This window comes from Pleomorphochaeta naphthae (assembly GCF_055396005.1).
Genome location: NZ_AP042457.1, coordinates 170,219 through 185,288, shown reverse-complemented (window position 1 = coordinate 185,288; position 15,070 = coordinate 170,219). Strand labels below are relative to the sequence as shown.

Sequence of the window (15,070 nt, the reverse complement as noted above, 5' to 3'; positions counted from 1 at the left end):
TCCTCATAAATAGGGTGAAACAAAACAATCCTATCTTAATAATATCTTAAAATAGGATTGTATCTTATCTAATTATTTACCAATTGTATCTCTCCAAGCTTTAACATTTTCAGTTTTATCTAAACCTAGTTGTACTGCATCATAATCAACAAGATTAATATCTGATAATTTAACAGCACCTTCTACAACTTCTGCTTTTGGGTTTACTGGAAGTCTGCTATAACTTTTAAACAAATTTTGTGCTTCAACAGAAAAACACCAATCTATAAAAATTTTTGCTTCTTCCATTTCATTTCCACCTTTAATTAAAGATATACCACCAACCTCATAACCTGTACCTTCTTCTGGGAAGGACATTACAAGAGGATAACCTTGCTTAATACCTTTAGCTATAATGTCATGAGAGAATCCAATTCCAACAGCACATTCGCCTAAACCTGCACGAGCAATACAGGCTGATCCAGATTTTGTATATTGATGAATATTTTTATCAAACTTCTTCCAATATTCTAAAGCACCTTCTAAACCTTTAAGTTCAATTAATGTTCCAAAAGTGGTATAAGCAGTTCCCGAAGTATAAGGATAAGCCATTTCTATTTGACCTTCATAAACAGGATCTAATAAATCTTCCCAAGATGAAGGTGGGTCAAGATTATTTTCTTCTAAGAAATTTGTATTTGAAACAAAAGCTATAGCACCAGTATAAAAACCATTCCAAGCATTATCACTAGCATGTAAATTATCTGCTAGAGTGAAATCAATATTAGGTGTATAAGGCTCTAACAAATCCTTTGACGCAGCACTAATGTGATCAGTACTAGATCCACCATACCAAACAGATGCCTGAGGATTATTTTTCTCAGCTTCAATTCTTATAGCAACTTCACCAGCACTCATTCTAACATAATTTACATCAATACCTGTAGATTCTTCAAAAGCCTCGATATATAATTTAGCTTCTTCAGCATCTAACGCTGTATACATATTAAGAGTTTTATACTCTTTTTCTCTTGTAGTCTGCTCCTTTGTTCCATTAGCTATCACTGACGATAAACAAATCAATGAGATTGCAAATACTGTAATTATTTTTTTCATGTAAACCTCCTATTTCTTGAAAACTAAAAAAAATATTTTATAATTCTTCAAGAATTTACATTACAAATTTAGCTTAATAAAAAATTAAGTCTAATATTATTACCTCTATATTTTTAGCATAGGCTCTTTTTATCAAATGTCAAGAAAATAATTAATTTATTGCATTAAATTTTATTTTAATTTTCACAAGTATTTATTTCTTAATAATTACTTATAATATAATAAAATAAAATAATTATTCTATTTTAAAAAATCTAATAGATAGCGATTAATTATGATTTGTTATTTTTATTTTTGAACATTTTTATGCAAAATATTGCGTAATTTTTGCATAAAAAAATAGATATTTTTTTACCTATTAGAGATAAAAAAATAATCTACATTATACAAATTAAAAGGCGAGGTAAATGGAAATTTAACAAGATTCTCTAATAATTATATCACCTGATACAACAACCATTATAGGCTTATCATTCAAATTTTTATTTTCAATTAAATCAATTAACCTATTTGCTGCTAACCTACCCATTTGAGCTACATGGATCTTAGCTGTAGTAAGAGGAGGATTAGATAAATGAGCCCAAGCTATATCATCAAAACCAACAATACTAATATCATTTGGTATTGTGTACTCAGTATTTCTTAATGCATGAATAAAACCAATTGCCATAGCATCATTTCCAAAAGTGATTCCAACTTGTTCACCTTTGATTATGTTTAATAATTCAAAAGATTTCTTTCCAAAATCTAAGGTAGTATCTTCAAAATTATATATTTCATCAACTAAATTATTTTCTCTAATAGCTTGCTTATATCCTTTAATTCTTTCGTTATTATTATACCAAGTCTCAGGCCCTGTGATATGAATTATTCTCTTTAGACCTTTATCAATTAATATTTTGGTAAGATTATATTCTAATTCAAAGTCATTACAAATAACACAATTAACCTTATACTCTCTCAAATTATTTTCTAATAAGACAAAAGGAACATTATATTGTTTTATAGAGAGAATTGTTTTAACTGGAATCGACTGACCTCTAACAATAAAACCTGCGAAATCTTTAGGTGGAAGAGGAGAATTATCAAAATCTATTCCATTTTCATTAAAAAAAAGAGGAACTACAATAAACCCATTTGAGACAAACACATCTTGGAATTGAGACAATGTATTACTAAAAAAAATTGTATCTTGATCTTTAAATCTTTTTCTAGCTACAACTCCAATAAATTTAGCTTTTGAAGCTGATAATTTATTTTTCATATATTTTGAAGTTAAGCCTTCTTTTTTCACTGCTTCAAAAACTATTTCTCGTGTTTTTGTACTTATTCCAGGCTTATCATTTAATACTCTTGAAATCGTAGAAGGAGAAATATTAATTTTTTCGGATAATTCTTTTAATGTCAAAACGTACCCTCTTATATTTTTGTATCTTCAAATATAGCATCATTTACCATATAATTCTACTATATTTTAAACTTCATATGCGTCATAAACTTTTGAGGCAAAATTCATATTAGAAAAAATCTAATCTCTTTTTATATAAAATAACAGATTTTAAGCCTTTTTTTTCTATTAATATAAACCAAAAAACCTATTTAGTTCTTTAAAATATTTAGATATTTTTTATTTTTATGAAAACAATCAACTAAATAATATATTAAAGATAGAAACAAAATAAGACTTATCAATCATTAAACCTAATACAACTTATAAATAATTCTAAGGTAGAAAGGTTTTTCTTTTCTTGACAATCCTTATTTTTCATTATTTACTAACATAGTTTATAAGGGTTATTAATAAAGCTTTTTTAGACAAAGCTTAAAAGGAGGTTTGATTTTGAATCCAATTCTTACAACTCATAGTGGAGCAAATAATCAAGAAGAAAATTCACAAGACTATCTTAACAGTTGCATCGGATCAAGTGCTAAATATATCGAGGTGGATGTTCGCAAAACAAAAGATAACATCCTAGTTTTATCTCATGATAGCAACATTAAATCTAAAAAAATTCAAGATACTTCTTTTAGTGAACTAAAAAGCTTAAAGCCTTCATTAATAACTATAAACATAGCATTTGAATATGCACAAAAATATAATTTTTTCATAAATTTCGATTTAAAAAATATAGATGCGGCCCAAATGCTAGCTAAATCAATTGTAGACAATAATTTTATAGATAAATGTGTAATTTCGGGATGTCATGATGAAGAAACTAAAACACTCTTAAACTATAATAAAAAATTAAAAGTCGTTTATAATTTAGAAAAAGATGATATCCCGAAAATTGAATCAGTTATAAAGAAAATATTATCATTAAAAGTATATGGAATAAATCTAAACCACAAATTATTATCAAAAAATTTGGTAGATAGTTTAAAAAAAGCAAATCTACCTATTTTTGTTTGGACTGTTGATACAAATGAAGAATTTGATAATTGTAAAAATTATGAAATAACTAGCATAACATCAAATAATCCTGATTTGTTCAATCAAAAATATTCCCATTAATGAATTGTTTATACTTAAGTAGATTTTCTCTCTATAACTCTCCCATCTACAATACTCTTTACAGTAACTGATGCATTTGGGTGAGCTATTAGTTCAAGCAATCTCGATGATGCTAACTTACCCATATCATCAATTTCTATTCTAGCTGTAGTAAGTGCAGGTGTTGTCAAACTAGCCCAAGGAATGTCATCAAAGCCGACAACGCTTATTTTCTCCCCTATTTTTACATTATTATCATTAGCTGCTTTAATGAAACCAATGGCCATTGCATCATTTACAAAACTAATTCCAACATTCGAATCATTTGTTAGCTTTAACATTTCAAAAGATTTTATACCAGTCGATAAAACAGTATCTTCCATACAATATAATTCTTCAGGAATACCTGCTTCCTTTATAGCTTGACGATATCCTTTAATTCTCTCTTTATTGTTATACCACATTTTTGGTCCTGTGATATGAACAATACGTTTATGTCCCTTTTTAATTAATAACTTAATCAATTCATATTCTAACTCACTATCATTACAGACAACTGAATTAACCTTAGTCTCATAAAAAGCATTTTCAAGAAGAATAAAAGGTACTCCAAATTTCTTTATTGATAAAATAGTCTTTTGAGGTATAGATTGGCCTCTTACTATAAAACCTGCATAATCAGTTGGGGCTAATGGGGTTTTCTTAAAATCTATTCCTTTATCATCATAATAAGAAATAGGAACACAAAAATAATTATTTTGCATTAAAATTTCTTGAAATTGATTAATAGAATGATGAAAGAAAATTACATCCTCAACTGAGGAACGCTTTCTTGATATAATCCCAATAAAACGAGATTCTGATTTTACTAAATTTCTCCCTGCAAAATTTAATGTAAAATGTTCTTCTTCTATTGCAGCTAAAACTTTTTTCCTTGTAGCCTCGCTAATGTCAGGCTTATCATTTAAAACTCTTGATATGGTTGAGGCTGAAACTTCAATCTTTTCAGATAATTCTTTTAAGTTCAAAATAAACTCCTCTCAAATTAATACTTGACAATATTATAATCTAGATGCAAGATTAATGCAAACGATTGTTTATTTTTTGCATTAAGGAGGATTTTATGCTAAAAAAAATTTCAACAATAGCGTTAATATTAATAATGGTTATACCAACCATTTTTGCAAGCGGACAAAAAGAGGAAGGTCCTAAAACTGTAACAATTGATGTGTGGACTAGAGAAGGAGACACAAATCATTGGAGAGCTGATTTAGCAATTGAGGCAGCTGAGGATCTTAATAAAGAACTTGCTGCAGAAGGAAAAGACATAACAGTTGTTGCTAAACCTTATATCGATGGTGGAGATTGGGGAGGCTTTAAAAAGAAATATGCACTTGCAGCAGATTCTAGTAAAGCACCTTTAATTGTAATCGCAGGTCATGAAGATATAGCAACATGGGGCGCAGCAGGATATATTGAACCTATAGCCTCAAGTATTGATGAAATTAAGGCTTTTTCTCCTCAATTTGCAGATATTAAAGACAGTCTATGGAATTGTGTTTCTTGGAAAGGTAACATATGGGGAGTTCCACAAGATACTGAAGCAAGACCAATGTATTTCAATAAAATGTTATTAAAAAAATTAGGTTGGTCTGATAAGGAAATTGAAGACTTACCAGCAAAATTTGCAGATGGTTCCTTTACTCTTGATGATTTAATTGAAACAGCTTCTGAAGCTGTAGAAAAAGGTGTTGTAGAACCAGGTTATGGATTCTGGCATAGACCTTCTAAGGGTGGAGATTTCTTACAATTCTACGTAGCCTTTGGTGGCGAATATTATGATGCTGAATCTGATAAACTTGTCATAGATAGAGATGCATTAATAAAATGTTACGAATTCCAAAGAGAATGTGTAGAAACTAACATTACCCCAAAATCTTATATCGGTACAGAATGGAATATTTGGCATGATGTAGTATCTAACAATAAAGCTTTATTCTTTAATGGTGGTACATGGATGTGGGCTGACTGGGCCAAAAACTACGTTGAAGGTGGCGAAGAAGCCTTATTTGAAAATATTGGTTATGGTTATGAACCAACTGGAATTAGAGGCGAAAAAGGTATTACCTTATCTCACCCTCTTGTATATCTAATATCAACTGAAGATGCTAGCGGTTCATCAGACCAAGAATTAGCCATGAGACTTATTTCTCTTATGTCTACTACTGAAAGAAACACAAGACATGCTGTTGAAAGTGGCCACCTTGGAATCTTAAATTCACAAGACAGTTATGGACCATATTTAGAAAGCGAATTCTTAAGTTCAACTGGATATCTTCTAGATAATAATATCTTCCAACCAAATCATCCTCTATATGGTATTTGGTTCGATAGTTTCTGGGACAATCTTGTATCAGCAGAACAAGGAGAAAAAACTCCTGAACAAGCTGCAGATGATGCAATTAAAGTCATGAAACTCGAGTTAGAAGATCAAATTATTGTAAAATAATTATTAATTATGGCCGGTTCTCAATGAGAACTGGTCACTTTTAGGAGGATTTTTTTGAACAAAAAAAAGAAAATAAATTCAGCATACTGGTTTATGTTACCAGCTGCATTATTAGTTATTTTATATTTTTTTATTCCTGTTGTTTTAACCATTGGAATCTCTTTTACTGATATGAGCTCAGTTACAGGATTTTCCAATTGGAAGTTTAATGGGATCTCAAACTACGTTAAAATATTTTTACATCCAGATACATTGAAAGTATTCACCACGACTATGGTTTATGTTGTTTGTACTTTATGTATTTTCAACGTCGGTATGGGGCTATTGATCTCTATACTAGCTTATCATTTACCTAAAAGAGTAGGTGGTTTTTTCAAATCACTATGGTTATTACCACGTATTACACCAGCTGTTGTATATGTATTAATGTGGACTATGATTGCAGCTGATGCTCCCTATGGAATAATTAACCAACATATTCTAGCCCCTTTAGGATTACCTACTTCGAATTTAATACCTGAGAATGCCATGTTATTTTGTATTCTTGTAAATGGATATATTGGAGCATCATTTGGAATGATAATCTTTTCATCTGCAATAGAATCCATTTCAACTGATATAATGACAAGTTCATTAGTTGATGGTGCAAGTTTCTTTAACAGAGTTAGATATATTATCCTACCTCAATTAAGATGGCCTCTCCTTTTTGTAACAACTTATCAAACACTCTCTCTATTAACATCATTTGAAAGTATAATGATACTAACAGATGGTAACTTTAAAACAGAGGTTTGGTCTCTTTGGGCATATCACAAAGCCTTAAATAATTATTACGGAAACTTCCAATATGGATTCGGTGCAGCTTTAGCAGCAGTACTTGTAGTTGTAGGTATTATATTCGCAATAATATACCTAAAATTCTTCAAATTTGGAGAATTAATTAAAGAACCTTTGATAGATGAAATATAGGAGAGATAGATGAAAAGAAAAGAACCAATTCACTGGGGGCAAATCTTAATATTTGTGATATTACTTATATTATCATTGCCAATTATAGTGGGGTATTTGTGGCTATTTATCTCAACTTTCTCAAAAATAACTTATGGTCTAGTTCCTGTAAACAGAGCAGGAGAGTTTGGAGGACTAACTTTAGCTAACTGGTCTTTTTTGAAAGAATTCGATATTTGGTGGGCCACTTGGAATACACTTTTACTCGCACTATTTATGGCAGCTGGAGTTGTATTAATTTCATCACTTGCTGGATATGCCCTTTCAAGAATTAAATTCTCAGGTAGAAAAGAATTTTTATCATTAACCTTAATTTTACATGCATTTCCAAGTGTAACCTTACTAATAGCTATATATTTCGTACTTAAATTTTTCTCAAAAATACCTCTATTAGATCTATTTATGGGATATAACACAATTGGAGGGGTAATTTTTGTTAGTTTAGCTATGCAGTTACCACTAGGAATTTGGCTTATGAAAGGTTTCTTTGATAATGTATCATGGGATGTTGAAAGAGCTGCATTAATTGATGGTTGTTCTAGATATAAAACTTTTTGGTCAGTAATGTTTCCACAAGTCAGACCTGGGATTGCTGCTCTATCAATATTCTCCTTTATGATGGGTTGGAGTAGTTTTATTATTCCATATACCTTCTTATCCGGAGGAGCTGGCCATGAGGTAATTTCAACTTACCTAAATTCACTTATGCAAAGTGATACAGTTTCAACAAATTATAATGTGTTAGCAGCAGTAGGATTATTTCAACTGATTCCTATTTTAATTTTCTATTTTTTCAACCAAAACTACCTAATGAAAATTTTTTCTGGTGGTTCCCATGGTGGCGTTTAATTTTATTTAAGGAGACAATAAGTAATGGATGTATATTTAAAGAATATTACTAAAAAATTTGGAAATGTGAAGGCAGTTGATAATCTAAATTTACATATAAAAAGTGGCGAATTTGTTGCCTTTTTAGGGCCATCTGGTTGTGGTAAAACAACTACTTTGCTCATGACGGCAGGAATTTATAAACCTAATGGCGGCTCAATAATATTTGGAGATAAAGATGTAACATACCTCTCACCAAAAGATAGAAATATTGGAATGGTTTTCCAAAGCTATGCTCTCTATCCACATATGAATGTATATGAAAATATAACTTTTTCAATGAAGCTGAAAAAAATTAGCGAAAGCATAAAGAAAAAAGAAGCTCAAAGAGTTGCTGATATGCTTGGAATTGGGCATTTACTTGAAAGAAAACCTGGTGAGTTATCAGGAGGCCAACAACAAAGAGTAGCTTTAGGAAGAGCTTTAATTAAAAAACCACAACTCTTACTATTCGATGAACCTTTATCTAACTTAGATGCTAGACTTAGAATAAGTATGAGATCTGAGATAAAGAGAATTCAACAAGAATTAGGTATTACATGCATTTATGTAACTCATGATCAAGTTGAAGCGATGACAATGGCAGATCGTGTTGCAGTTATAAAAAACGGACAACTCCAAGCCTTTGAGCCTCCTATGGACCTACATGAAAAGCCTAAAACTCTTTTTATTGGACAGTTTGTTGGTAATCCTCCAATGAATATTTGGAAATCAAAAATATCAGTAGAAAACAATATCTGTTATATAGAAATGCCAGATGGTACAAAGCAAGAGATTTCTAAAGATTATTCATCCATAAAGAAATCTGAATTAATTGCTGGAATTAGGGCTGAAGATATTACAATAGTCGACAAGAACACAAAAGGTGCTACTTTAGCAAAAGTAAATATAGTTGAACCTCTTGGAAGAGATAATCTATTAGATTGCCAATGTGAAAATAAAACAATAGAAATATTAAGTGACCCACATATAAAAATTCGACCTGGGGATGAGATTTACTTTACAATCAAAAAAGATGCTTGGCAATTTTTCGATTGTGAAAGTGAAAAATCACTCCTCTGGAACTAATCAACCATCTTATCAACCTACCTCACTAGAGAAAATACTCTAGTGAGGTTTTAAAAAATAAAGGTTACCTTAATAATTTAATTAAGATAACCAGTTGTTTTAAATTAATCTATAATCTATAGGATTACTTTATTTTATATAAATAAATTAACATCACATTCGCTTGCAGCTTCCATATAGGTTGCTACTCCACCAATTTCGACCCCTTCAAGTAATTCTTTCTCGTCAACACCCATAATATCCATAGACATTTGGCATGCAATCATTTTTACACCACTAGTTTGAGCTTGTCTAAACATATTTCTAAGTTGTTCAACATTTTTCTTTTTCATTCTACTCTTCATCATCTTAGGACCCATTCCAGCAAAATTCATATTTGAAAGCTTTAATTTGTCCATATCGCTTGGAAGCATAGCACCAAACATTTTTCCCATGAAGTCTTTCTTTACTTTTTTATTAGGTTTCTTTCTTAAAATTGAAAGTCCCCAGAAAGTAAAGAACATTGTAACATTCTTGCCAGTTGCTGCTGCACCGTTAGCTAAAACAAAAGCAGCTAAAGCTTTATCGAAATCATTAGAGAAAACAATTAATGAAGCCCCATTTTTAGTCATGGCAACTTGAGGTTTAACTGCATTTCCTTTTTGAATTATAGCTTCGATAACACCTTCTTTTTTAGACAAATCACAAAGAGTATTATTGGTCATTTTACACCAAGAGTTTACATCTTTATGGAAGCCTGGATCAGTTGCTCTAATTTTCATAACTTGACCAACTTCTAAGGTATCAATCTTTTTCTTTAGTTGTAAAATAGGGCCAGGACATTGAAGACCACAAGCATCAATTTCAAGTATATCTTCGTCAGTTAAATCAATATTACAACTATTGCAAACAGTAGTATTTAAAACATTATCTAAAGGAACGTTATGTCTAGCTAATCTATCATCCATTATACCTTTTAGAGTTTTGTAACCACCGGTAAGATTATATATTTTGGTATAACCATTTTGAGCTAAAATTCTATAAGCTATATGCCCTCTAAGACCAATAGCACACATAATAATTACATCACGGTCTTTAGGAATTTCATTTATTCTAGATCTAATCTCAGTATGTGGGATTAAAGTAGATCCAGCAATTGACCCTAATTTATATTCATCAGGAGTTCTTACATCTAATAAGAATGCTCCTTCTTCAAGTTTCTTTTCAGCTTCTTTATAATCAATAACTTTATCTAAACCATCAAAAGTATTTAAAGCGATAAAGCCTAACATATTTAAAATATCTTTTGCACTATTAAATGGAGGAGCGTAAGCTTGTTCAAAATTCGCTAAATCTTCAACAGTTCCATCTTTACTAATGAAGGAAGAAATAACATCTAACTTTTTATCAACTGAAGCGTATCCAACTGCTTGACCACCATATAGTTTACCAGTTTTTTTATCGAATAATACTTTTGCAGATAATGATAAAGCTCCTGGATAATATCCAGCATGATGAGAAGCATGAGTTACTGCTACAGCATACTCAATTCCAGCCTTCTCAAGCATCTTTTCATTTAATCCAACACTGCCACAATTTAAGTCAAAAACTTTTGCAATACTATTTCCATAAGTTCCAACATATTCTCGACATTTTCCTGTGACAATTGCGTCAGCACAAAGACGAGCCATTTTATTTGCAGGACCAGCTAAAGCAATTGCATTATTCCCTTCAAGTTGAGGAGATGGATATTCAATAGCATCACCAATTGCACTAATATTTTTATCACTTGTTCTACATAATTTATCTACAATGATGTGACCTCTAGGACCCAACTCCAACTTAGCATCTCTAGCTAATTGTGAGGAAGGTTTTACCCCAATTGAGAGGATCACTAAATCAACATCTTCAATTGTAGTATTTGGAAGGACAACTTTTACCTTATCACCCACTCTTTCAACAGATTGAAGAGCTTGGGACAAATATAATTTAACACCATTTTGGCGTAAAGTATCATGTACAGGAGCTACCATATCTAAATCTAGAGTGACCATTACTTGGTCTGCAGCTTCTACTAAAGATACATCAAGGCCTTTTTCTATAAGATTCTCGGCCATTTCAATTCCAATAAAACCACCACCTACTACGACAGCTTTTTTAGAATCTTTAACTTTCTCAACCACTTTATCAATATCTGGTACATTTCTAACTGTCAAAACAGCACTATCATCCATACCATTAATTGGTGGTATAAAAGGTTCGCAACCAGGACTTAATACTAAGTGATCATAATTTTGAATATGTTCTTTTTTTGTTAAAACATTAACAGCTTTAACACATTTTTTTTCTCTATCGATAGAAATAACTTCCGTATCGACCCGTACATCAATATTGAACGCATTTGTAAAAGTAGTAACAGGAGTTACAAAGAGACTATCTCTTTCTTTGATAGTCCCTCCAGCATAATATGGAAGACCACAGTTAGCAAAGCTAACATATGGACCTTTCTCATACATGATAATAGTTGCTGCTTCATCAAGTCTCCTTAATCTAGCAGCAACTCCGGCCCCTCCGGCTACACCACCTACAACTACATAAGTTTTATTGCTCATCAGCGTTTTCGGTTCCTTTTAGAATTGCTTCTTCAATATAAGGGGGAAATTTAGCTTCACATGCATGAAGTTGCTCGAGAACTTTTTGTCCTCTCTGCGATAGAGAAATATGAACAACTCTCTTATCAACACGTGAATTTTTTCTATTTATCAATTTCTTAGCCTCAACTGAAGTAAGCAGTCTGCTTGTTCTAGAAGGCGATAGGTTCATTTGTTTAGCTATAGCAGCCGGTTCAGTATATCCAGAATCAATAGCACATAGTATAGCCGCTTCATTAAAAGTAACACCTACATCAACCTTCAGATGGTCTTCTACTTTGTGAAGATCCATAATTAATTGTCTTAACGCACATAAATTTATCATTTTATCCTCTTCCGTTACAAATTGTTGTATTGTAACTATTTCAATTTTGTTTAATTTCAATTTATAAACTACTATATATATAGTCATAAAATATTTTCTTTATGTCAACTAAATTAAAACAAAATACATAAATCTACAAATAAAAAACACTTTTTACGATATTTGTAACATAAAATATAACTAAATGATAAATTTTTTTGCTTACATTTTAAAAAATCCAACTACTATTTTATCAATAGTTTAAAAAAAATCAAGTAGTTGCTACTAAAAACTATATTTTTTTATTGATTAAATTCTTGACGGATTTAATATAACAATATAATCTATATAAAAAATGAAAACTGACCATAAAGAATAATCTAAGTGGAAAGTAAATAATTAAATATTTAGATATTTTTCTGACCCAAAAAAAGAAGAAAAAGATCTGTCCAATACTTATATCTACTTTTCTTAAAAAAAATTATATTATGTCAGCTTTCTAATAAAACAGGGAGCTTTATTTATGAATTTTTTAAAAAAATATCAAGCTGAATTTGAACAACTTGATAAACTAGAGAAGGACTTTATTGATGATGAATTAATATGGTCGATTTTAAACAAATATGAAAATCCTTCAAAAGAAGAAGTAAGAGCTGTTCTAAAAAAAGCAGAAACATGTACAAGACTAGAGCCAAAAGAGATGGCTATTTTAGTTCAAAACCAAGATCCAGAAACAATTAATGAAATGTATTTACTAGCTCATAAACTTAAGGAAGAAGTTTATGGAGATAGAATAGTATTCTTTGCACCATTATATATAAGCGATGAATGTGCTAATAATTGTAAATATTGTGGATTCAGATCTTCAAACCATAAAATAAAAAGAAAAACATTAACAATGGAAGAAATTAGTGAAGAAGTAAAAATCATGATAGAAGAAGGTCAAAAAAGAACCATTTTAGTATATGGTGAATCACCTAACACACAAGTTGATTTCATGGTTAAAACAGTTGAACAAGTTTATAAAACAAAAACTGAGCATGGTGAAATAAGAAGAGCTAATATAAACTGTGCACCTTTACGCGTTGATGAACTGAAAAAACTCAAAAAAGTGGGAATTGGTACTTACCAAGTATTCCAAGAAACTTATCATCATGAGACATATAAAAAAGTTCATCCACAAGGAACAATTAAAGGACATTACAGATGGAGACTTTACTCTATGGATAGAGCTCAAGAAGCTGGAGTAGATGATAATGGCCTTGGCGTTCTATTTGGTTTGTATGACTGGAGATTCGAAGTACTAGCCCTTTTATTCCATACTATCCACTTAGAAGAAAAATTTAATGGAGTTGGCCCTCACACAATATCCTTTCCAAGAATTACCCCAGCCTTAGATACTCCTTTCGCAACAAACCCTGAATACGCTGTAAGTGATGAAGAATTCAAAAAACTAATAGCTATTCTTAGACTATCCATTCCCTATACAGGTCTAATCTGTACTGCACGTGAGCCAGATGAAGTTAGAAAAGAAGTAATACCTCTAGGTGTATCTCAAATTGATGCTGGAACTCGAATTGGAGTTGGAGCATATGCTAAGTCAAAAAAAGCTAACACAATACCTGATAAAGAACAATTTACAATAGAAGATAGTAGATCTCTTGATGATGTAGTAAAAGAAATTTGTGAAATGAACGCAATCCCTTCTTTCTGTACTGCTTGCTATAGAGCAGGTAGAACAGGAGAGCAATTTATGAAAGTTGCAAAATCTAAATTTGTTTATAATTATTGTATACCTAATGCAATTTTTACCCTTAAAGAATATGCACTAGATTACGCTAGCCCCTCATCTTTACCTATTATTAATAAAACAATTGATAATCACATTAATTCCCTAGCTGACAAGCCCTCCTACCCTAAAGTACTTGATTTAGTTAAAAGAATTGAAAATGGTGAGAGAGATGTTAGATTATAATAATCCGGATGTAGCTAGAGAACATTTAATAAATTTAAATAGTAGTTCTCTAGCTACTATTATTAACTATTATTTTACACAAGCTGATAATTTAGAATTAGAAAAGTTATATAAAATTGCTAAATATTTTAGAAATAAATATTATAAGAACAAAGTATATTTTAGAGGCTTAATTGAAATATCTTCTTATTGCAAGCAGAATTGTTATTATTGTGGTATTAGAGCTGGAAATAAAAAAGCTCATAGATACAGATTAGATAAAGAGACAATTTTACAATGTTGTGAACAAGGACATCAAATAGGATTTAGAACTTTTGTGCTTCAAGGAGGAGAAGATCCTTATTTTACAAAAGAAATAATGTGCGATATTGTTTCCTCAATTAAAAATGAGTTTAGTGACAGTGCAGTTACCTTATCTATAGGTGAACTTGATTATGATTTTTATAGTGCATTAAAAAAAAGTGGTGTAGATAGGTATCTATTAAGGCATGAGAGTGCTACTAATGAACACTATAAAAAACTTCATCCACCAACAATGAGTTTAAAAAATAGAAAACAATGCTTAAAGAATTTAAAAACATTAGGATTCCAAACTGGCGGAGGCTTAATGGTAGACTCTCCATACCAAACACCAGCAACAATAGCTAATGATTTACTTTTTCTAAAAGATCTTAATCCTGAAATGGTTGGAACAGGCCCCTTTCTTCCACATAAAGATACACCATTTAGAAATTATAATAATTTAAATATAAAACATACATTAATAGTATTAGCACTAATTAGAATAATACTACCCAAAGCCTTAATCCCAGCAACTACCGCTTTAGCTACAGTTGGAAAGGTATATAGTGACTCAGCTTTAATTCATAGTGCTAATGTAATGATGCCAAATTTATCTCCATTTGAACATAGAAAAGATTATAGTTTATATAACAATAAAAAGTCTTGGGGAAATGAGAGTGCACAACAAATTAAAAACATTTGTGACAATTTAAATTCTCTAAACTTAGAAAGTGATTTCTCTAGGGGTGATTATTTTGACTTACAATAATTCTTATCCTCTTGACTAATACCCCCAATGGGTATATATTTTATATACCCT

General features: G+C 30.7%; 12 protein-coding genes. 7 read left to right on the top strand and 5 right to left on the bottom strand.

Features of this window, described 5'->3' with window-relative positions; genetic code table 11:
* Window positions 1-72: 72 nt before the first annotated feature.
* Both ACZ5SO_RS00830 and ACZ5SO_RS00825 read right to left on the bottom strand, forming a co-directional pair.
* Window positions 73-1,095 carry an ABC transporter substrate-binding protein gene (locus ACZ5SO_RS00830; protein WP_464626108.1) on the bottom strand — a complete coding sequence of 341 codons (1,023 nt, stop codon included), beginning with the start codon at window positions 1,093-1,095 and terminating at the stop codon, window positions 73-75.
* Window positions 1,096-1,510: 415 nt separating this feature from the next.
* Window positions 1,511-2,503: a LacI family DNA-binding transcriptional regulator gene (locus ACZ5SO_RS00825; protein WP_464626107.1), complete on the bottom strand. Its 993-nt coding sequence runs from the start codon at window positions 2,501-2,503 to the stop codon at window positions 1,511-1,513.
* Between the two features lie 432 nt (window positions 2,504-2,935).
* Between ACZ5SO_RS00825 and ACZ5SO_RS00820 the strand changes: the two genes are divergently transcribed.
* On the top strand, window positions 2,936-3,607 hold the full coding sequence (locus ACZ5SO_RS00820) for a glycerophosphodiester phosphodiesterase (protein WP_464626106.1): 672 nt from the start codon (window positions 2,936-2,938) through the stop codon (window positions 3,605-3,607).
* A 14-nt stretch (window positions 3,608-3,621) separates the two neighbouring features.
* Here the strand turns inward: ACZ5SO_RS00820 and ACZ5SO_RS00815 are convergent, their stop codons facing one another.
* Entirely contained in the window at window positions 3,622-4,614 is a 993-nt protein-coding gene (locus ACZ5SO_RS00815; RefSeq protein WP_464626104.1) for a LacI family DNA-binding transcriptional regulator, read from the bottom strand.
* Window positions 4,615-4,709: 95 nt separating this feature from the next.
* On the opposite strand from ACZ5SO_RS00815, the gene ACZ5SO_RS00810 reads away from it, so the two are divergent.
* From ACZ5SO_RS00810 to ACZ5SO_RS00795, 4 genes are read left to right on the top strand one after another with little or no spacing between them, the layout of a single operon-like run.
* Entirely contained in the window at window positions 4,710-6,095 is a 1,386-nt protein-coding gene (locus ACZ5SO_RS00810; RefSeq protein ID WP_464626103.1) for a sugar ABC transporter substrate-binding protein, read from the top strand.
* Window positions 6,096-6,149: 54 nt separating this feature from the next.
* Window positions 6,150-7,064 carry a carbohydrate ABC transporter permease gene (locus ACZ5SO_RS00805; RefSeq protein ID WP_464626101.1) on the top strand — a complete coding sequence of 305 codons (915 nt, stop codon included), beginning with the start codon at window positions 6,150-6,152 and terminating at the stop codon, window positions 7,062-7,064.
* A 9-nt stretch (window positions 7,065-7,073) separates the two neighbouring features.
* Window positions 7,074-7,952: a carbohydrate ABC transporter permease gene (locus ACZ5SO_RS00800; protein WP_464626100.1), complete on the top strand. Its 879-nt coding sequence runs from the start codon at window positions 7,074-7,076 to the stop codon at window positions 7,950-7,952.
* Between the two features lie 24 nt (window positions 7,953-7,976).
* Window positions 7,977-9,059 (top strand): ABC transporter ATP-binding protein, encoded by a 1,083-nt coding sequence (locus ACZ5SO_RS00795; RefSeq protein ID WP_464626098.1) that lies wholly within the window; start codon window positions 7,977-7,979, stop codon window positions 9,057-9,059.
* Window positions 9,060-9,193: 134 nt separating this feature from the next.
* Here the strand turns inward: ACZ5SO_RS00795 and ACZ5SO_RS00790 are convergent, their stop codons facing one another.
* Together ACZ5SO_RS00790 and ACZ5SO_RS00785 are read right to left on the bottom strand one after the other, a co-directional pair.
* Window positions 9,194-11,650, bottom strand: a complete 2,457-nt coding sequence (locus ACZ5SO_RS00790; RefSeq protein WP_464626097.1) for a DsrE/DsrF/DrsH-like family protein — start codon at window positions 11,648-11,650, stop codon at window positions 9,194-9,196.
* Window positions 11,640-12,014 carry a transcriptional regulator, SarA/Rot family gene (locus ACZ5SO_RS00785; RefSeq protein ID WP_464626095.1) on the bottom strand — a complete coding sequence of 125 codons (375 nt, stop codon included), beginning with the start codon at window positions 12,012-12,014 and terminating at the stop codon, window positions 11,640-11,642. Before ACZ5SO_RS00785 ends, ACZ5SO_RS00790 begins: the two co-directional genes overlap by 11 nt.
* Before the next feature lie 502 nt (window positions 12,015-12,516).
* Between ACZ5SO_RS00785 and hydG the strand changes: the two genes are divergently transcribed.
* Window positions 12,517-13,968 carry a [FeFe] hydrogenase H-cluster radical SAM maturase HydG gene (hydG, locus tag ACZ5SO_RS00780; RefSeq protein ID WP_464626093.1) on the top strand — a complete coding sequence of 484 codons (1,452 nt, stop codon included), beginning with the start codon at window positions 12,517-12,519 and terminating at the stop codon, window positions 13,966-13,968.
* Window positions 13,955-15,019 carry a [FeFe] hydrogenase H-cluster radical SAM maturase HydE gene (gene hydE, locus ACZ5SO_RS00775; protein ID WP_464626092.1) on the top strand — a complete coding sequence of 355 codons (1,065 nt, stop codon included), beginning with the start codon at window positions 13,955-13,957 and terminating at the stop codon, window positions 15,017-15,019. The genes hydG and hydE overlap by 14 nt, the downstream gene beginning before the upstream one ends.
* The last annotated feature ends 51 nt before the right edge of the window (window positions 15,020-15,070 follow it).